The following is a 20,081-nucleotide window of genomic DNA, read 5'->3' as shown; positions in this document are numbered from 1 at the left end:
GAGATTATGATGAAAAAAAGTTTAGGATTTCTATTAAATAAAGTTAGGAGGTCTTTATTTAATGATTACATGATACACAAGCAGACTTAAAGTTAGCTTAAGTGAAAAAGATTATTTTAATTTTTTGCGGTCCACCCAAATCATGCCCGTACACTGGAAACTAGATAAGGCTTCAAACCCCAGAGAACGATAGAATCCAAGAGTCTTTTCAGACTCTTCTGTCGCTAGTTGGACTTGATAGGCATCCTTATAATCGGATAAAGCCTGCTTTATCAAGGTGCTGCCAATTCCTTGACGCTGATAGGTAGGCAAGACAATCAAATCCTGAACAAAAACTGAAGAAAAACCGTCTCCTATCAAGCGAACTAGACCAACAATTTTCTCACCATCACGCGCTAGATAAATGGCCAGTGAATGAGTCAGAGCCTGGGCCAACATTTGGAGCTGATTTGTATAATTTGTCCAACCAACTGCCTGGTAGAGATGCAAAACATCATCAAGTGAAACAGATGTTTCTTTTGTAATCTTAATCATAGCAAACCTTTCTAACATTCTCTAAGGGATTTCAACTGTTGCCCATTTTCATCAAAATTATCTGGACTCAACCACGATTCAAAACGCGCTTTAACCCTTGGCCAGTCCTTATCAATCATAGACAACCAATCCGTATCTCTAGTACGCCCTTTATAAATAACAGCTTGACGGAAGGTTCCCTCGTAGATAAAGCCCAAACGTTCTGCTGCTTTTCTAGAAGGTAGATTTAGCGCATCACATTTCCACTCATAACGGCGATAGTTAAGCTCTTCAAAGACATAACGAGCAAGCAAATAGTGGGCTTCTGTTCCCATCCTGGTCTGTTTAAGAGCCGGCGAAAAGGTCACGGCTCCAACTTCAATCACGCGATTGGCTTGGTCAATACGCATGAGAGAAAAAGTCCCCAGCGCCTTTCCAGTCACTTTATCGATAATCGCATAATAGAAGCGATCCTTGCGCTCAATCATCTGCTTCATAGCAACAATTAATTCTTCAAGATTTTCTACTGGTGGTTGAAAGAGATAGGTCCACATCTCTTGAGGTGATTCTGGACCATAAACAGCCAGCAAATCCTCCGCATGCTTTTCCACTGAAAGAGCTTCGATAATCGTATACTGTCCTTCTATCCGTACAAGTGACGGTAAAACTCCAGGTGTATCGTCTACAGGTTCACCAATCATCTGACCATATTCATTTACAGGCATAGTTTTCTCCTTGTCTCACACTTATAAGTTTAAAGATGTGAATAGTATATCACATCTCACAGGTAATCTACAAAAAATCCTCCAGTTTATGGAGGATTGATCAAATATGGAAACAAGTGAGTTAATGCCCCCTGTGCTTCTCTCTACGTTTTTGCTGTTTGCATTCGAATTTCTCTTGTTTGAGCAATTGTTTTTGGACACTAGATTGATGTTTTGAAATCTTTTTCCTTTCCTCATACTGCAACTGCAATAGTTCTTTCGACTTGGAAGAAACTTTTTGATTTACTTGTTTCCTCACCATTCGTTGTAATCGTTTAGGGTTCTTGATTTTTACATGTTGCTTAACTGTAGTTTCTGGACTAAAAGATAATTGAGTAAACTGAGTCTGTAAAATCTCTAGAATTTCATCATCTTTTGGCTCCTGACCAAATGTCACACGACAAACTTGATAAGTTTCTCGATACACTTGTTCAAACAAACCATGCCAAAATCCATCTTCAAAATAAACTGTCAATCCAATTGAAATTGTTTCCACGACAGCACCTCCTTAAATCTATCCCTAAGAATGGACAACCCAAGGAGGAAGGTTACTGATAGGCTTGCCTACGTCTGGACTACCAACCAGAACTGTGTTTTTATCTTAGTTGAGCTAATTATAGCATAATCCAATTTAAAAATCCTCCAGATTCTACTCTGAAGGATTTTTAAATTTATTTCGTTACGATATTTACGAGTTTAGTTGGCTCAAACAGTTTGGGGAACTGTTTGAGGTTGCAAATAAGCAAATAAATTGGTTATTTCACAACAATGTTAACCAATTTAGTTGGCTTCAATAGTCCACTGGACTATTGAAGGTGGCAGATAGGGCTAATAAACTCGTTATTTAACGACGATATTAACGAGTTTATTAGGGACACTAATCACCTTCACAATTTCTTTGCCATTGATCTCTGCCTTAACTTTTTCGTTAGCCAGAGCCACTTCTTGCAATTCTTCGCGTGAAAGGTCTTTAGCGACCATAAGTTTAGCACGGACTTTACCTTTGATTTGGACGACGATTTCGATTTCGTCTTCAACCAATTTGCTTTCGTCCCATGTTGGCCAAGCTACGTAAGAGATAGAGTCACCTGTTGCTGCGACTGTTTGCCAGAGTTCTTCTGCCAAGTGAGGGGCAAATGGGGCTATCAATTGGATAAAGCCTTTGGCGTATTCCGCATAGAGCTTATCTTCCTTGTTAGCAGCATTGACAAAGACCATGAGCTGGGCAATGGCTGTGTTGAATTTCATCGACTCGATTTGCTCTGTGACAGATTTAACCGTTTCGTTATAAACCTTGTCAAGAGCGCCATTGTTTTCCGCAACGATTTCTTTACTTGTGATCAAACGGTAAACACGGTCGAGGAACTTACGGCTTCCTTCCAAACCTTCTTCAGACCAAGCGATGGAAGCGTCAAGTGGTCCCATGAACATTTCATAGACACGAAGGGTGTCGGCACCGTATTGTTCCACCACATCGTCTGGGTTGACAACGTTCTTGAGGGATTTAGACATCTTGGCTGGTGCTTGCTCCAACTCTTCCCCTGTTTCTACATGGAAGAAAGAACCGTCACGTTTTTCAACCTTATCGGTTGCCACAAGAGCGCCACGGTGGTCACGGTAGCTTGTTCCCAAAATCATTCCTTGGTTAAAGAGTTTTTGGAATGGTTCCTTAGTTGGAACAACACCGAGGTCATAGAGGAATTTGTGCCAGAAACGAGCGTAAAGCAAGTGAAGAACTGCATGCTCTGCCCCACCCACGTAGATATCTACTGGCAACCATTGTTTGAGAAGATCCTCATCGGCCAATTTCTCAGTATTATGTGGGTCAATATAGCGGAGGTAATACCAGCTTGAACCTGCCCATTGTGGCATGGTGTTGGTTTCACGACGACCCTTGACACCATCTTCACGAGTCACTTCAAGCCAGTCGGTCAAGTTAGCCAATGGGCTTTCCCCAGTACCTGAAGGGCGGATATCCTTGGTTACAGGCAAGACAAGTGGCAATTCACTTTCAGGGACAGCTGTTGAAGTTCCGTCTTCCCAATGAATGATTGGAATTGGCTCACCCCAGTAACGTTGACGGCTAAAGAGCCAGTCGCGGAGACGGTAGGTAACCTTCTCTTGTCCACAGCCTTTTTCTTCCAACCAAGCCACAATCTTGGCAATAGCGTCTTCTTTGTTCAATCCATCTAGGAAGTCTGAATTAACGTGAAGGCCATCTTCTGTGTAAGCAGCTTCTGCTACGTTTCCACCTTCAAGTACTTCTACGATTGGTAGGTCAAATTGTTTAGCAAATTCCCAGTCACGTTGATCGTGGGCAGGCACAGCCATAACAGCACCTGTTCCATAGCTAGAAAGAACATAGTCGGCAATCCAGATTGGAATTTCTTTGCCGTTTACAGGGTTGATAGCATAGGCACCAGTCCAAACCCCTGTTTTTTCCTTGGCAAGGTCTGTACGAGCTAAGTCTGACTTGAGGCTAGCTTGGTGTTTGTAGTCAGCAACAGCCTCTGCTTGTTCTGGACTTGTGATGGAATCTACTAGTTCATGCTCAGGTGCCAAAACAGTGAAGGTCGCCCCAAAAAGTGTATCTGGACGTGTCGTAAAGACTGTGAAATCCTTGTCAGTTCCTTTTACTTTGAAGGTGACATTGGCACCAGTTGATTTTCCAATCCAGTTGCGTTGCATGTCCTTGATAGACTCTGGCCAATCTAGTTCATCTAAGTCATTGAGCAAACGCTCTGCGTAGGCCGTGATTTTGAGCATCCATTGGCGCATTGGCTTGCGGACAACTGGATAGCCTCCACGCTCAGAAGTTCCATCAGGAAGGACCTCTTCGTTGGCGATGGCTGTTCCCAATTCTTCAACCCAGTTTACTGGCACTTCAGCTTCATAAGCCAAGCCTTTTTTGTAAAGCTTAGTGAAGATCCATTGCGTCCATTTGTAATAGTTTGGATCTGTCGTGTTGACTTCACGGTCCCAGTCGTAAGAGAATCCAAGCGCATTGATTTGGCGTTTGAAGTTAGCAATGTTTTCCGCTGTGAATTCCGCTGGGTCATTCCCTGTATCCATAGCGTATTGCTCTGCAGGCAAACCAAAAGCATCCCAACCCATTGGGTGAAGGACATTGTAACCTTGGGCACGCTTGAAACGGCTGAGGATATCGGTCGCTGTGTATCCTTCTGGGTGTCCTACGTGCAGACCTGCTCCAGATGGGTAAGGGAACATGTCGAGTGCATAAAACTTAGGTTTTGAGGCGTCTGTTCCTGTCTTAAAAGTGTGATTGTCAGCCCAGTATTTTTGCCACTTAGGCTCGATTTCTTTATGATTGTAAAAACTCATGCTGTCTCTCCAATTTTCGTGATGCTCCTATTATACCATTTTTAGGGGAATTTAGTCTCTTTCTTTTCAACTCTTTTCTCTTTTCACCTTGCCTTCCATTTTTAATACTGCTATACTTACTTTAGCAAGCTCTTTATAAGAGGTGATTTATGGCCCATTCTTTCAAACATTCTCTCCAAAAAGAGATTCTTCACCGTAGTTCTTTGGCTGCTTTAGCGACCTCGTTTTTACTCCTCATTCTCTTGTTTGGTTTTTCCTATTTCCTTCAAAAGCAACAGCTCACCAAGGACACTCAACAGATTGTCCAACATGTTCGCAATATGAAACAAGCGAACTATCAATTATTGGAGACCATGAATCAAAAAATGGTCCCAGAATTTTTAGAGGGTAAACATACTGACCGAGAACTCTTTAGTCTATTTTATGAAACAAAAGCTCAACTGAAACTCAGTTCTGATTTTATCATCCTTGATGACACAGGAGAACTTCTCTTTAGTACCAATCGCAACCATCAAGAAACTATTTTAGCTCCTTATTATTTAAAATTGTTAATTCAAAATCCGATTCAAGGAACCATTACAGAAAAGGTTGCTTTGTCAATAGATAAACAACATTACGCACTCTTCATTATGCCTATCGTTCAAAATCAACGAGTTAAGGCTTATAGCATTTCTTTTGTAAATGAAAATGAATTTGTGTCCAGTATCCCTCTCATCAATTCAAAATACGCCATTACAGATACTTTTGGAAACATCTACTCTAGCAATACCAATCAATTTACTCAATCGACTCTGGAAAAATTTGATGAAAAATTACTCCAGTCTAAAACTCATTGGTATGTTGAAAATCCACTTCTGATTGAAAAACGTAAAATTGAACCGATTTTCTCAATCTACACCTTTCAATCTTTCTTTCCCATTCCGAGTTTACTGGGACTTGCTTCTGTCTTAACACTCTGTATCTTTCTGTTATACTTCTGGCAGGCAAGACGAATTGCTTATAAAATTGCGACACACAATGCCGGCCCTATTGAAAGTCTGGTCTATCAACTGCAGGAAATTCCTAAGAAAAAGGACAAGAAGCTGATCCTCCAGACAGGAGACGAATTTGAACTGATTGCTGAGAAAATCACCGATATGCTCCAAGAGTTGGATGAGCTCCATCAAAAGATGTTGACCATTGAGAAGGAAAAGTGGATCTTTGAAAGAAAGATGCTGGAAGCTCAGTTTAATCCTCACTTCCTCTACAATACCTTGGAAACCATTAAAATTACGAGTATGATTGATGCTAGTATTACTCAAGAACTTATTCAAAATCTCACGCGCATCCTGCGATATAGTGTAACTGAACTAGAAAAGGAAACGACTCTTGGACGGGACCTAGAGATTATCGAAGCTTATCTGAAAATCCATCAGATTCGATTTGAACATTTTTCTTATCAGATTGACTGTTCTGAGAATCTACATTCCCAAACTATTCCGAAACTTTTCCTATTACCACTTGTGGAAAATGCTCTAAAATACGGAAGGCAGTATCGTATCGACCTTGCCATCTCTATCCAAATCACTCAAGAGCAGGAAGCACTGACCTTTATCGTTAAGGATAATGCTGGTGGTCTAACCAAACAAGAACGTCTACATATCTTAGAATCCTTGGACAGTCCACATACACAGCACGGTATTGTCAATAGTTACAAACGATTGAATAACTTTTTTGAGAATGTCGAATTGGATTTAGGAGTGAACCCGCAAGGTGAAACCTGGGTAAAATTTATCACGAAAGGAAGAACGCATGTTTAAGTTAATCATTGTCGAAGACGAACACCTGATCCGAAAATGGCTTGAAATTGCCGTCGACTACTCAGCCTTAGGTATTCAAGTTGTTGGAACTGCAAGTCACGGACAAGAAGGCATGGAATTAATTCAAAAAGAGAAACCACACATCGTCCTGACAGACATTACCATGCCCATCATGGATGCTTTTATGATGTTTGAAGCGACTCGTTCACTCTCTTATGAAAAAGTGATCCTCTCAGGCTATAATGATTTCCAAAATGCTAAAAAGGCCATGCAATTCGGAGCAGTGGACTTCCTCCCAAAACCCATAAATGTCGCAGAATTAACAGAGTGTTTAGAAAAAATAACTCTGCGCCTCAAGATGGATCAACACCAAACCAATCCATTTTTACAAGACTATCAGACTTTTGTAACTTCTCTTCAAAAAATCAATCCTCAAAACCAATTGATTCAACAAATTCTCGAATTTGTGCACCAACACTACTCCCAACACTTTACCATTTCTACCATTGCAGAGAATCTAGGTTATAGCGAAAGTTATCTCTACAAGGTTATCAAGGAGGATTTTCCTATCACCTTGAACGAATACATTCTTCAGTATCGTTTAAAACAAGCCGTTGAAAAGATGAGCCAGTGTCCTGATTCTCCTCTTAGTCAAATCGCTGAGCAAGTCGGCTTCTCAGACTATAAATATTTTGGTAAAGTTTTTAAGAAATACTTTCATATCTCTCCAAAAGAGTTAAAAGCCATTGGAAGAATAGTTTAGACACTATTCTTCTTTTTTGTAGAGAATTTTACCCCATTAGGATAGAATTTTAAGTTTTAAAAACGCTTTCATTACTTTACAATAGAGGTAACAAAACTATGGAGGTATCCATCATGAAAAAGAAATGGATGTATTATGCTGCGTGTGGACTTGCTATTTTGGGACTTGCTGCCTGCTCTTCTGACGACGCTTCAGGAGAAAAGGCAACTGAAAATGGAGGAAGCGATACTCTAGTAGTCTACTCCCCAAACTCAGAAGGATTGATTGGAGCAACTATTCCTGCTTTTGAAGAAAAGTATGGTATCAAGGTTGAACTCATTCAAGCAGGAACAGGTGAACTCTTTAAAAAACTAGAATCTGAAAAAGAAGCCCCTGTGGCAGATATCATCTTTGGTGGTTCCTATACCCAATATGCTACCCACGGGGAACTTTTTGAAAATTACGTATCAACGGAAAACGATAATGTAATCAAAGAATATCAAAATACAACTGGCTACTCAACTCCTTATACATTGGATGGTAGTGTTTTGATCGTCAACCCTGACTTAACTAAGGGGATGAATATTGAAGGTTATAGCGACCTCATCAAACCAGAACTCAAAGGAAAAATCGCAACTGCAGACCCAGCCAACTCTTCTAGCGCCTTTGCTCAACTAACAAACATGTTACAAGCTGAGGGCGGCTATACAGACGACAAAGCTTGGACTTATGTCAAAGATCTCTTTACTTTGATTGACGGTAAAATCGGCTCAAGTTCATCTGGCGTTTACAAGGCTGTTGCAGATGGAGAAATGGCTGTTGGCCTTTCATACGAAGATCCCGCAGTAAAACTTCTAAACGACGGAGCTAACATCAAGGTTGTTTATCCAAAAGAAGGTACTGTCTTCCTGCCTGCTAGCGCTGCTATTATTAAAAACGCTAAGAACATGGAAAACGCTAAGAAATTTATCGATTTCATCATTTCTCAAGAAGTCCAAGACACGCTTGGTACAACAACTACTAACCGTCCAGTTCGTAAAAATGCTAAAACTAGCGCAAACATGAAACCAATCGAACAAATTAAAACACTAACTGAAGACTATGATTATGTCATCAAAAACAAATCAGATATCGTGAAGAAATACAACGAAGTCTTTACAGATATCCAATCTAAACAGTAAAAGAGGTTAACTATGAGTGAGATCAAGATTATCAATGCCAAGAAAATTTATCACGATGTAGCTGTTATCGAAAATCTAAGCGTGACCATTCCTAAGGGTAGCCTTTTCACTCTCCTTGGGCCTTCAGGATGTGGGAAAACAACCTTACTTCGTATGATTGCAGGTTTCAATAGCATCGAAGGAGGAGAGTTCTACTTCGACGATACTAAAATCAACAACATGGAACCTAGCAAGCGAAACATTGGGATGGTTTTCCAAAACTATGCAATTTTCCCACATTTGACAGTGCGTGATAACGTTGCATTCGGGCTCAAGCAAAAGAAAGTTCCAAAAGATGAACTCATCGAACAAACAAATAAATACCTTGAGTTGATGCAGATTGCCCAGTATGCTGATCGTAAACCAGATAAACTTAGTGGTGGCCAGCAACAACGGGTTGCCCTAGCACGTGCCTTGGCTGTTAATCCTAACGTTCTCCTCATGGACGAACCCCTCAGTAACCTAGATGCCAAACTTCGCTTGGATATGCGTCAGGCTATTCGCGAAATTCAACACGAAGTTGGAATTACCACTGTCTACGTAACTCACGACCAAGAAGAAGCTATGGCCATTTCTGACCAAATTGCTGTTATGAAAGACGGTGTTATTCAACAAATTGGTCGTCCAAAAGAGCTCTACCACAAACCAGCAAATGAATTTGTCGCAACATTTATTGGTAGAACAAATATAATCCCTGCTCGTTTGGAAAAGCAAGCTGACGGAGCTTACATCGTCTTTGAAGATGGTTATTCTCTTCGTATGCCAGCACTAGACCAGGTGGAAGAACAAGCTATTCATGTCAGCATTCGTCCCGAAGAATTTATCCGTGACGAAAACGGACCAATCGATGGAACAATTACTGACAGTGTCTATCTTGGACTTAATACCGAATACTTCATTGAGACAGGATTTGCTTCAAAACTTCAGGTAAGTGAAGAATCTACATTTGAAGAAGATTTGAAAAAAGGAGATCGCGTTCGTTTGCGTATCAATACTCAAAAACTCAATGTCTTCTCTGAAGATGGTTCGCGCAATCTCATAAAAGGAGTCAGCCATGGAGCGTAAAAAACTAAATATCTGGACTGCGTCTTCCTTCTTCATCTTCCTTACTTATCTTGTTTTTCTGGTCTATCCAATTGTTACGGTATTAAAACAGGCACTGGTACATGAAGGTCATTTCTCATTAGAAAATTTTGTTACTTTCTTTAGCAAATCGTACTACTCTGAAACCCTTATCAACAGTTTCAAGGTTTCTGTAACTGCAACAGTCACTTCTGTCGTTGTTGGTACCTTGCTAGCTTATCTTTTTTCAATGTATGACTTCAAGGGAAAGAAATTTTTACAAATCTTGATTATCATAGCATCCATGTCAGCTCCCTTTGTAGGTGCCTATTCTTGGATTCTACTCCTTGGTAGAAACGGAGTTATCACAAAATTTCTAACCAACACACTACATTTGCCAGGTTTTGATATCTACGGCTTTAAAGGTATCGTGCTTGTCTTTACACTCCAACTTTTCCCTCTCGTATTCCTATACGTAGCTGGAACCATGAAGAGCATTGACAACTCCCTCTTGGAAGCTGCTGAAAGCATGGGATCTTTCGGTTTTAAACGAATCGTAACAGTTGTTTTACCTCTCCTAGTCCCAACTTTACTAGCAGCAGCGCTCCTAGTCTTTATGAGAGCTTTCTCAGACTTCGGTACTCCGATGCTGATTGGTGAGGGATATCGTACCTTCCCAGTATTGATCTATACACAGTTTATCAGTGAGGTAGGGGGTAACTCTGCCTTCGCATCAGCCTTAGCAATTATGGCGATTACAATCGCCCTAGTTATCTTCCTCATCCAAAAATACGTTTCAAATCGCTACAGTTTCAGTATGAACTCGCTTCATCCAATTGAACCTAAGAAAACGACAAAAGGTAAGATGGCTGCTATTTATGTGACAGTTTATGGCATTATCTTATTCTCTGTTTTGCCTCAAGTTTACTTGATTTATACATCCTTCCTAAAAACATCCGGAATGGTTTTCGTCAAAGGATATTCACTAAACAGCTATAAGACTGCTTTTAACCGCATGGGCTCTGCTATTTTTAATACCATTCGTATTCCTCTCCTTGCCTTGGTTCTCGTTGTTGTCTTTGCGACCTTCATATCCTATCTTGCAGTTCGCAAACGCAACCTATTTACCAACTTAATCGATAGTCTTAGTATGGTACCTTATATCGTACCAGGAACTGTACTTGGTATTGCCTTTATCTCTTCATTCAATACAGGCCTCTTCGGAAGTGGTTTCCTGATGATTACAGGAACAGCCTTCATCTTGATTATGTCCTTATCTGTCAGAAGACTTCCTTATACCATTCGTTCTTCAGTTGCTAGTTTGCAACAAATTGCCCCTAGTATCGAAGAAGCAGCAGAAAGCTTGGGAAGTAGCCGTCTCAATACCTTTACTAAAATCACAACCCCAATGATGCTTTCAGGTATCATATCAGGAGCAATCCTTTCATGGGTAACAATGATTTCGGAACTATCTACTTCCATTCTCTTGTATAATGTTAAAACTAGAACAATGACCGTAGCTATCTACACTGAAGTACTTCGTGGGAATTATGGTGTGGCCGCAGCCTTGTCTACTATCCTCACCATCTTAACAGTTACTTCCTTGTTACTATTTATGAAAATTTCTAAAAATAACAGCATTACGCTCTAGTTTTTTCCTACTAAAACAGCCAATTCCCCCTGGCTGTTTTTTTATATCTCTACTTTTGATTTTCCCGAATCATCACCTTCGATAAATACAGATTCCTATCAATAGGACATATATTAGCTAGTTATATAGATGCAAGATAGGGCTTTTTATGGTAGAATATAGGAAAGTGCTTTCTCAGAAGGAGGAAAATATGGACAAACAAACCATCGCTGTTTTAGGGCCTGGTTCTTGGGGTACTGCTCTGTCACAAGTTTTAAATGACAACGGACACCAAGTACGAATCTGGGGAAATATTCCTGATCAAATCAACGAAATCAATACACATCATACTAACAAACACTATTTTAAGGATATTGTCTTAGATGAAAAAATTGTAGCCTACCAAGACCTAGAAGTAGCCTTGAAGGATGTGGATGCTGTTTTATTTGTTGTCCCAACCAAGGTTACACGACTAGTTGCCCAACAAGTTGCTGCCGTTCTTGATCATAAAGTGGTCGTCATGCACGCATCAAAAGGTCTGGAACCGAATAGTCACAAACGTCTTTCAACCATTCTTGAAGAAGAAATCCCTGAAGACCTTAGAAGCGAGATCGTCGTCGTATCTGGTCCTAGCCATGCGGAAGAAACAATTGTACGCGACATCACCTTGATTACGGCTGCCTCTAAAAATTTACAAACTGCTCAATATGTTCAAAAACTCTTTAGCAACCACTACTTCCGCCTTTATACCAATACGGATGTTATCGGAGTGGAAACAGCTGGTGCTCTTAAAAATATCATCGCTGTTGGTGCAGGTGCCCTTCATGGACTTGGATTTGGTGATAATGCTAAAGCAGCGATCATCACGCGCGGTCTGGCAGAAATTACTCGTCTGGGGGTTAAACTTGGAGCAAATCCATTAACTTACAGTGGTCTTTCTGGAGTTGGGGATTTAATCGTTACAGGAACTTCTGTCCACTCACGTAACTGGCGTGCCGGAGATGCTCTTGGGCGTGGCGAAGCCTTGGCAGATATCGAAGCAAATATGGGAATGGTCATTGAAGGAATTTCAACAACCAAAGCTGCTTACGAATTAGCACAAGAACTAGGAGTTTATATGCCTATTACCCAAGCCATTTACCAAGTTATTTATGAAAACATTAATATTAAGGATGCCGTTTCTGAACTCATGAGCAATGAGTTCAAGGCAGAAAACGAGTGGTCTTAAACCACAGTTAGAAAGGAATCTCATGATGCAAAAAGTTAGAAAAGCCGTTATCCCTGCTGCAGGACTTGGAACTCGCTTCCTTCCTGCTACCAAAGCCTTGGCTAAGGAAATGCTACCAATCGTAGATAAACCAACCATTCAATTTATCGTTGAAGAAGCTCTTAAGTCTGGTATTGAGGATATTCTTGTTGTCACAGGGAAGTCAAAACGCTCAATCGAAGACCATTTTGACTCGAACTTTGAGCTAGAATATAACCTCAAAGAAAAAGGAAAGAATGATCTCTTGAAACTTGTTGACGAAACGACTGGCATGCGCCTCCACTTCATCCGTCAAACTCACCCACGCGGACTCGGAGATGCCGTTTTGCAAGCCAAAGCCTTTGTTGGGAATGAACCTTTTGTAGTTATGCTTGGGGATGACCTCATGGATATCAATGATGACAAGGCTGTCCCATTGACCAAGCAACTCATGAATGATTACGAAGAAACTCACGCTTCTACCATCGCTGTCATGCCTGTCCCACACGAAGAAGTCTCCGCCTACGGTGTCATCGCTCCTCAAGGAGAAGGCAAAGATGGACTTTACAGCGTTGAAACCTTCGTTGAAAAACCAGCACCTGAAGACGCACCAAGTGATCTAGCCATTATTGGCCGTTATCTCCTCACACCAGAGATTTTCGGTATCCTTGAAAATCAAACACCTGGTGCCGGAAATGAAATCCAGCTAACAGATGCCATCGATACTCTCAACAAAACTCAACGAGTATTTGCTCGTGAATTCAAGGGTGCTCGTTATGATGTTGGAGACAAGTTTGGATTTATGAAGACTTCCATCGAATACGCTCTCAAACATCCACAAGTCAAAGACCACTTGAAGGACTACTTGATTGATCTTGGAAAAGAACTTTCAGGAGACAAATAAACAATTTGTCAAACAGTCAGATTTAGTTTAAATCTGGCTTTTTTCAATGTCTAAATCTCAAGACCCAATCCCTATCCAAAGCCCTGTTCTAAGCCTAATTTCTTGCAATAATTGCTTTTATGGTATAATAATAAAGAGTGAGGAATTCTATGAACAAACATGTAACAAGAATCAAACAAAAAGGACTGGCCTTACTTCGGTCTTTAAAATTAATAACTTCCAAAAAAAGTCCAGATAAAAATAAGAAAGTCAAAACAAAGCTGACCATTTGGACTATTTTGGCCAATATCTTACTTGGAATAAAAGCAACTTTTAACACTCTTTTTATCCTAGCTTTTATTGGCGGTCTCCTCGGGACTGGAGTTGTTTTGGGGTATGCTGTTTCTCTCTTTGATCAAGTTAGTGTCCCTCAAACGGAGGATTTGATCAAGCAGGTCAATAATATTTCATCCATCTCTGAAATCCGCTATGCAGATGGTTCCATGATTAGCGCTATTGAAAGCGATCTACTTCGCACATCTGTGTCATCAGATGCCATTTCAGATAATCTCAAGCAAGCTATCGTTGCAACCGAGGATGAACACTTTGCTGAGCACAACGGTGTTGTTCCTAAAGCGGTTATTCGCGCCAGTCTAGGAAAATTCATCGGACTTGGTTCTTCCAGTGGAGGTTCTACCCTAACACAACAGCTCATCAAGCAACAAGTAGTCGGTGATGCTCCTACACTTTCTCGTAAAGCTAGTGAAATCGTAGATGCTCTAGCCCTAGAACGTGCTATGAATAAGGATGAAATCCTGACTACCTATCTAAATGTTGCACCTTTTGGTCGCAATAACAAGGGGCAAAATATCGCAGGGGCTCAGCAGGCTGCGACTGGGATTTTCGGAGTGGATGCTAGCAAACTGACCATCCCTCAAGCAGCTTTCCTAGCAGGTTTACCACAAAGCCCTATTTCCTACTCACCTTATGAGTCTACTGGTGAGATGAAGAGCGAAGAAGATATTGAACTTGGAATCAAGCGCTCAAAAGATGTTCTCTACAATATGTACAGAACTGGAGTTCTTAGCCAAGAAGACTACGAAACCTATAAAGCATACGACATTAAACAGGATTTCTTGTCAGCAGAAAATGCCAGCGTTAGTTCTAAAGGTTTCCTCTACTTCACTGTGCTAGATGAGGCTACCAATATTATGTATGATTACTTGGTACAGAAAGATAACGTTTCTGCCCAAGAATTAAAGAACGAATCTATCCAGAAATCTTATCGTGAATTAGCTGAAAGAGAAATTCAAAATGGTGGTTACCGTATCACAACTACAATTGACAAAGCAATCCATACTGCCATGCAAGATGCGGTAGCAAATTACGGCTACCTGCTAGATGATAGTTCAGGGCAACCTGAAGTTGGGAATGTCTTGATGGACAATCAAACTGGGGCGATTTTAGGTTTTGTAGGTGGGCGAGATTATCAGACCAATCAAAACAATCACGCCTTCGATACCAAACGTTCCCCTGCCTCCACTACCAAGCCACTCTTGGCCTACGGTATTGCTATTGACCAAGGGCTCATGGGAAGCGCTAGTATCTTATCAAACTATCCAACCAATTTTTCCAACGGGAATCCTATCATGCACGTTAATAACCCAGGTACAGCAATGATAGACCTTAAAGAAGCTCTGAATTATTCTTGGAACATTCCAGCCTACTGGACCTATCAGCTACTTCTTCAAAAAGGGGTTGATGTTCGTTCCTACATGGAAAAGATGGGGTATGAAATCCCTGAATACGGCATCGAAAGTCTACCTATGGGGGGAGGAATTGAAGTTACTGTAGCCCAGCACACCAATGGCTACCAAACGCTAGCTAACAATGGTACCTATCATAAGAAATACATGATCTCAAAAATTGAGAAAACGAGTGGTGAGGTTCTCTATGAACATCAGGCTAAACCCATCCAAGTTTACTCTAAAGCTACTGCAACCATTATGCAGAGTTTGCTAAGAGATGTGCTTTCATCTCGAGTCACTACAAGTTTCCAAACGGATCTGACTTCTATCAATTCCAGTCTAGCAGGTGCTGACTGGATCGGAAAAACTGGTACAACCAATGAAGAAGGGGATATGTGGCTAATGGTCTCTACTCCAAGATTAACCCTTGGAGGCTGGGTTGGACATGATGATAACAGTCCTCTAGCCCAGGGAGCTTACTACCGCAATGCAAAATATATGGCTCATCTGGTAAATGCCATTCAGCAAGCAGCCCCTTCTGCTTGGGGTTCAGAACGTTTCAAACTCGATTCAAGTGTCACTTCATCACAAGTCCTCAAATCAACTGGTCAAAAGCCAGGGAAGGTGACTATTAATGGAAAAGAAATTAATCTGAGCGGAGAAACGGTGACTAGCTACTGGGCAAACCAAGCTGGCGCGCCGACTACTACTTATAAATTCGCTATTGGTGGAAGCGATTCTGACTACCAAAATGCTTGGAACACCATTTTAGGAAGTCTGCCTAAAGCATCTTCTTCCTCATCGAACAATAGCAATAGTAGTAACAATAACAATAATAATCGTAATAATACTTCTAATAGTAACGGGAGCAGTAGCTCTAGTTCCAATAATAGAAGCAGCAATCAACAGCGCTAACTAGTACAATCATTGAGAGTGGGAAAGAAATGATTTTTCTCCACTCTCTTTTTTCTTTTTTCATTTCATGGTACAATAGCAACATGAATAAATATCAAAAGAATATTTTTAAGGGAACCATTTATTCTCTCCTATCTGGCTTGATCTGGGGGATCTGCGGAATTTTAGGAGAGTACTTTTTTTCACATTATCAAGTATCTTCAGGGTGGATTACTTCTATGCGTCTACTCGTCGCAGGTAGTTTCGTAATCATCTTATCTAGCCTTAAACTCCGATCCCAGCTCTTTGATATCTGGAGAAATCGAAACAATTACCTTCCTTTCCTTGCCTATGCTATCTTAGGGATCTTCTCTGTACAGTTTTTCTTTTATCTCTGTGTAGAATACTCTAATGCGACAACTGCAACCATCCTTCAGTTTATCAGTCCTGTCTTTATCCTCTTTTACAATCGCATCATCTACAAGAAAAAAGCTTCTAAAAGTGCTATTTTTTATGTCTTGATCGCTATGGTTGGGGTCTTTTTGATGGCTACCAAAGGCGATCTATCCAAATTATCTATTACACCACTGGCTTTACTTACGGGCCTTCTCAGTGCTCTAGGTGTCATGTTCAATGTCATCTTACCCCAACGCTTTGCAAAAAAATACGGATTTGTGCCAACTGTTGGTTGGGGAATGATTATCGCGGGCCTTTTTAGTAATTTTCTCTACCCTGTTTATGAGATTAGCTTCCAGGTTGATGCCATCAGTATCTTGATTTGTTTGACCATCGCCTTTTTGGGAACTGCCTTTGCCTTTTTCCTATCGATGAAGGCTGTCTCCCTCGTTTCCCCATTAGTGGTGTCAGTCGTCAGCGCAAGCGAACCGCTATCCTCTGCTATTCTAAGCGTTCTTTTCCTTGGCATGGTTCTGGATGGTTTCTTGGTACTGGCCATGATTTTGATTATCGTTCCTATGATTTTCTTGTCCATCGAAGAATCAAAATCAAATAATTAAACACCTTCTTTTAACACTTAAGGCTTCAATTTTGAAGCCTTTTTTGGTAGAATAGTAAGCATTATAAAGAATGAGGAGACCCCTATGACTGCTACAAAAATGAATGCACAAGAAATTATCCAATTTATCGCAAATGCTGAGAAAAAGACAAGTGTAAAAGTGACCTTTGAAGGACAACTTGCCGGATCTATCCCTGCCTCTGTTATCAAGCTTGGGAATGTTCTTTTTGGAGACTGGAAAGATATCGCTCCACTTCTTGAAGGATTAACAGAAAACAAGGACTATGTTGTTGAGCAAGATGCCCGTAACTCAGCTGTACCTCTCCTTGATAAACGTGATATCAATGCTCGTATCGAGCCAGGCGCTATCATCCGTGACCAGGTTGAGATTGGCGACAACGCTGTTATCATGATGGGAGCTGTTATCAATATCGGTGCAGAAATCGGTGCTGGTACTATGATTGATATGGGAGCCATTCTGGGTGGACGTGCTATTGTCGGTAAAAATAGTCACGTAGGTGCCGGCGCTGTTCTTGCAGGTGTCATCGAACCAGCTAGTGCAGAGCCTGTTCGTGTCGGTGACAATGTTCTCATCGGTGCTAACGCTGTGGTTATCGAAGGTGTTCAAATCGGTAACGGTTCTGTTGTTGCAGCAGGTGCCATCGTTACTCAAGATGTTCCAGAAAATGTTGTGGTTGCTGGTGTTCCAGCTCGTGTTATCAAAGAAATCGATAGCCAAACCCAACAAAAAACAGCGCTAGAAGATGCGCTTCGCACCTTGTAATTAGTAACAGAGGCGGAAATTTTTCCAGCCTCTTTATCGTATCAGTAGAAGGAAATTAGATATGTTAGATTTGATTCACACTCGACGTGATCTTCACCAAATTCCTGAGATCGGTTTAGAAGAAGTCAAGACTCACGCTTATTTACTCAATGTCATTGAGAAATTAACAGCTGACAAGGATTTTGTTCAGATTCGTACTTGGCGAACAGGTATTTTAGTTTACTTGCAGGGAAGTCAGCCAGAACGTACCATTGGCTGGCGGACAGACATAGACGGACTCCCAATCGTTGAACAAACAGGCTTTCCTTTTGCCTCTCAGCACCCAGACCGTATGCATGCTTGTGGACATGATTTTCACATGACCATTGCCCTAGGAAGTCTCGAACGTGCTCTAGAAAACCAACCTAAAAACAATCTCCTCTTTCTCTTCCAGCCTGCCGAGGAAAATGAAGCAGGTGGCATGCTCATGTATGAGGATGGAGCTTTTGAAGACTGGTTGCCTGACCAATTCTATGGACTCCATGTTCGTCCAGACTTAAAAGTTGGACAAGTTGCGACCAATACCCATACACTCTTTGCAGGAACTTGCGAAGTCAAGATTCGTTTCAAAGGTAAAGGGGGGCATGCTGCCTTTCCACACCAAGCAAACGACGCTCTGGTTGCTGCGAGTTATTTTATCACTCAAGTCCAGTCAGTCGTCAGCCGTAATGTTGATCCTATCGAGGGAGCTGTCGTCACTTTCGGTGTTTTTCAAGCTGGTACAACCAATAATGTCATCGCTGATACAGCTTTCTTGCATGGAACCATCCGAGCTCTTACACACAACATGAGCCTCTTGGTGCAAAAACGTGTCAAAGCCATCGCTGAAGGTGTCGCAGCTGCTTTTGATATGGATGTGGAAGTTGAACTCAAGCAGGGAGGTTACCTACCTGTCGAAAACAACCCTGAATTAGCCCAGGAATTGATGGCCTTCTTTGATGAAAAAGAGGGAATTGAACTAATCGACATCGAACCTGCCATGACAGGAGAAGACTTTGGTTATCTTCTCTCCAAGGTTCCTGGTGTCATGTTCTGGCTTGGAATTGATAGTCCCTATGCTCTTCACCATCCAAAGATGAGTCCTAAGGAAGAAGCTCTGGCTGTCGGTGTCGAGGCTGTATCAAGCTTTTTAGCCAAGAAAGCTGCGGAGTAAACTATGAAAAAAAACTTACGCAAGCAGGTCTTGCAAGAACTCAAATCTCTATCAGCCGAAGAAAAGGAAGTCATGGACGCTTGGTTGACTGAGCAGCTCCTTCAACATCCTTTCTACAAGGAAGCAAAAACCATCGCCACTTACCTGTCTTTTCCTCATGAATTTCAGACAGCTAGACTCATTGAACAAGCTCAAAAAGATGGGAAGACACTCCGCATTCCCAAAACCTATCCACATGGGAAAATGGACTTTGTTCTATATGAACCAGAGAAACTCGAAAGAAATTCTTTTGGACTTCTTGAACCTCAAGGAGAGTTCACAATCCTTGAACCCTCTCAGATTGACCTGATTCATGTCCCTGGTTTGGCTTTCAATCTTTCAAGATATAGGGTTGGCTACGGTGGTGGCTACTACGACCGCTACTTGGAGCATTTCCCAGGTCATACAATTAGTACGATTTATCCATGTCAGATTCAGAATTTTCAACCTGAGCACTACGATATTCCTGTTGAGGAGGTACTCATCTATGAAAGAAATTTTTGATCGTCGGTATCCTGTCACGAGCTTCTTTCTAGTCGTGACAACCCTGGTTTTTATACTCATGTTTCTAACCAGTGGTTTCAACTATACCAGCGCAGCCACCTTGTATAAATTCGGAGCTGTGTATCCCCCTGCTATCAAGGCCATGCCTGAACAAATCTGGCGCTTATTCTCGGCAACCTTTGTCCATATTGGCTTGGAGCACTTTTTAGTCAATATGCTATCCCTCTACTTCTTAGGACGTCAGATGGAACAAATCTTTGGCTCCAAACAGTTTTTCTTTATCTACCTTCTATCAGGTATGATGGGAAATCTCTTTGTCCTAGTTTTTAGTCCCAATGCTATTACTGCAGGTGCTTCAACTGCCCTCTACGGTATGTTTGCCTCAATTGTTGTTCTCCGATATGCTTCACGCAATCCCTATCTCCAACAACTAGGTCAATCCTACCTCTCCCTCTTAGTGATTAACCTAGTGGGTAGTATTTTAATACCTGGAATCAGCCTTGCTGGACATGTAGGTGGTGCCGTGGGTGGTGCTCTTCTTGCCATTGTCTTCCCAGTTCGAGGCGAAAGAAAGATTTATAGCCCAGGCCAACGTGGTATAGCAACCCTAGCCTTTATTGCTTTATCAGCTTTACTACTTTTTATCGGACTATTATAAGAACAAGAAAAACCATTGGAAAAACTCGAAAAGAATTGAGGTCCAA

At 41.3% G+C, this 20,081-nt stretch carries 17 protein-coding genes; 13 read left to right on the top strand and 4 right to left on the bottom strand.

The window, feature by feature from the left end:
- Window positions 1-111: 111 nt before the first annotated feature.
- From ADF68_RS09585 to leuS, 4 genes are all read right to left on the bottom strand, one after another.
- A complete protein-coding gene (locus ADF68_RS09585; RefSeq protein WP_049549617.1) occupies window positions 112-534 on the bottom strand; it encodes a GNAT family N-acetyltransferase in 423 nt (140 codons plus the stop codon).
- Window positions 535-545: 11 nt separating this feature from the next.
- Window positions 546-1,238 carry a GNAT family N-acetyltransferase gene (locus ADF68_RS09580; protein ID WP_049549614.1) on the bottom strand — a complete coding sequence of 231 codons (693 nt, stop codon included), beginning with the start codon at window positions 1,236-1,238 and terminating at the stop codon, window positions 546-548.
- Window positions 1,239-1,359: 121 nt separating this feature from the next.
- A complete protein-coding gene (locus ADF68_RS09575) occupies window positions 1,360-1,773 on the bottom strand; it encodes a YjdF family protein (protein WP_049549613.1) in 414 nt (137 codons plus the stop codon).
- A gap of 344 nt (window positions 1,774-2,117) precedes the next feature.
- Complete coding sequence (gene leuS, locus ADF68_RS09570; RefSeq protein WP_049549612.1) at window positions 2,118-4,619, bottom strand: leucine--tRNA ligase; 2,502 nt, start codon at window positions 4,617-4,619, stop codon at window positions 2,118-2,120.
- Between the two features lie 149 nt (window positions 4,620-4,768).
- On the opposite strand from leuS, the gene ADF68_RS09565 reads away from it, so the two are divergent.
- The 13 genes from ADF68_RS09565 (at window position 4,769) to ADF68_RS09505 (ending at window position 20,035) form a co-directional block, all read left to right on the top strand.
- Window positions 4,769-6,418 carry a sensor histidine kinase gene (locus ADF68_RS09565; protein WP_049549611.1) on the top strand — a complete coding sequence of 550 codons (1,650 nt, stop codon included), beginning with the start codon at window positions 4,769-4,771 and terminating at the stop codon, window positions 6,416-6,418.
- Window positions 6,411-7,181 (top strand): response regulator transcription factor, encoded by a 771-nt coding sequence (locus ADF68_RS10705; protein WP_080979412.1) that lies wholly within the window; start codon window positions 6,411-6,413, stop codon window positions 7,179-7,181. Before ADF68_RS09565 ends, ADF68_RS10705 begins: the two co-directional genes overlap by 8 nt.
- Window positions 7,182-7,294: 113 nt before the next feature.
- The gene (locus ADF68_RS09555; protein WP_049549610.1) at window positions 7,295-8,341 is read left to right on the top strand and encodes an ABC transporter substrate-binding protein; all 1,047 of its coding nucleotides are present in this window, start codon (window positions 7,295-7,297) and stop codon (window positions 8,339-8,341) included.
- Window positions 8,342-8,353: 12 nt separating this feature from the next.
- Window positions 8,354-9,445: an ABC transporter ATP-binding protein gene (locus ADF68_RS09550; protein WP_049549609.1), complete on the top strand. Its 1,092-nt coding sequence runs from the start codon at window positions 8,354-8,356 to the stop codon at window positions 9,443-9,445.
- A complete protein-coding gene (locus ADF68_RS09545) occupies window positions 9,435-11,093 on the top strand; it encodes an ABC transporter permease (RefSeq protein WP_049549608.1) in 1,659 nt (552 codons plus the stop codon). The genes ADF68_RS09550 and ADF68_RS09545 overlap by 11 nt, the downstream gene beginning before the upstream one ends.
- Before the next feature lie 190 nt (window positions 11,094-11,283).
- Window positions 11,284-12,300: an NAD(P)H-dependent glycerol-3-phosphate dehydrogenase gene (locus tag ADF68_RS09540; RefSeq protein WP_049549607.1), complete on the top strand. Its 1,017-nt coding sequence runs from the start codon at window positions 11,284-11,286 to the stop codon at window positions 12,298-12,300.
- 25 nt (window positions 12,301-12,325) lie between these two features.
- Window positions 12,326-13,222, top strand: coding sequence for a UTP--glucose-1-phosphate uridylyltransferase GalU (galU, locus tag ADF68_RS09535; protein ID WP_161800102.1), 897 nt, complete (start codon window positions 12,326-12,328; stop codon window positions 13,220-13,222).
- A gap of 149 nt (window positions 13,223-13,371) precedes the next feature.
- Window positions 13,372-15,864, top strand: a complete 2,493-nt coding sequence (gene pbp1b / locus ADF68_RS09530; protein WP_075230746.1) for a penicillin-binding protein PBP1B — start codon at window positions 13,372-13,374, stop codon at window positions 15,862-15,864.
- 83 nt (window positions 15,865-15,947) lie between these two features.
- Window positions 15,948-16,859 carry a DMT family transporter gene (locus ADF68_RS09525; protein WP_049549605.1) on the top strand — a complete coding sequence of 304 codons (912 nt, stop codon included), beginning with the start codon at window positions 15,948-15,950 and terminating at the stop codon, window positions 16,857-16,859.
- Window positions 16,860-16,943: 84 nt separating this feature from the next.
- Window positions 16,944-17,642 carry a 2,3,4,5-tetrahydropyridine-2,6-dicarboxylate N-acetyltransferase gene (gene dapD, locus ADF68_RS09520; RefSeq protein WP_049549604.1) on the top strand — a complete coding sequence of 233 codons (699 nt, stop codon included), beginning with the start codon at window positions 16,944-16,946 and terminating at the stop codon, window positions 17,640-17,642.
- Window positions 17,643-17,703: 61 nt separating this feature from the next.
- A complete protein-coding gene (locus ADF68_RS09515; RefSeq protein ID WP_049549603.1) occupies window positions 17,704-18,834 on the top strand; it encodes an N-acetyldiaminopimelate deacetylase in 1,131 nt (376 codons plus the stop codon).
- Window positions 18,835-18,837: 3 nt separating this feature from the next.
- On the top strand, window positions 18,838-19,377 hold the full coding sequence (locus tag ADF68_RS09510) for a 5-formyltetrahydrofolate cyclo-ligase (protein ID WP_049549602.1): 540 nt from the start codon (window positions 18,838-18,840) through the stop codon (window positions 19,375-19,377).
- A complete protein-coding gene (locus tag ADF68_RS09505; RefSeq protein WP_049549601.1) occupies window positions 19,361-20,035 on the top strand; it encodes a rhomboid family intramembrane serine protease in 675 nt (224 codons plus the stop codon). The genes ADF68_RS09510 and ADF68_RS09505 overlap by 17 nt, the downstream gene beginning before the upstream one ends.
- Window positions 20,036-20,081: the final 46 nt, after the last annotated feature.

Origin of the sequence: Streptococcus pseudopneumoniae (assembly GCF_001068775.1) — a bacterium.
GTDB lineage: Bacteria > Bacillota > Bacilli > Lactobacillales > Streptococcaceae > Streptococcus > Streptococcus pseudopneumoniae_N.
Note: the sequence above shows the minus strand (reverse complement) of the source record. Positions and strands in the feature narration are given on the sequence as shown.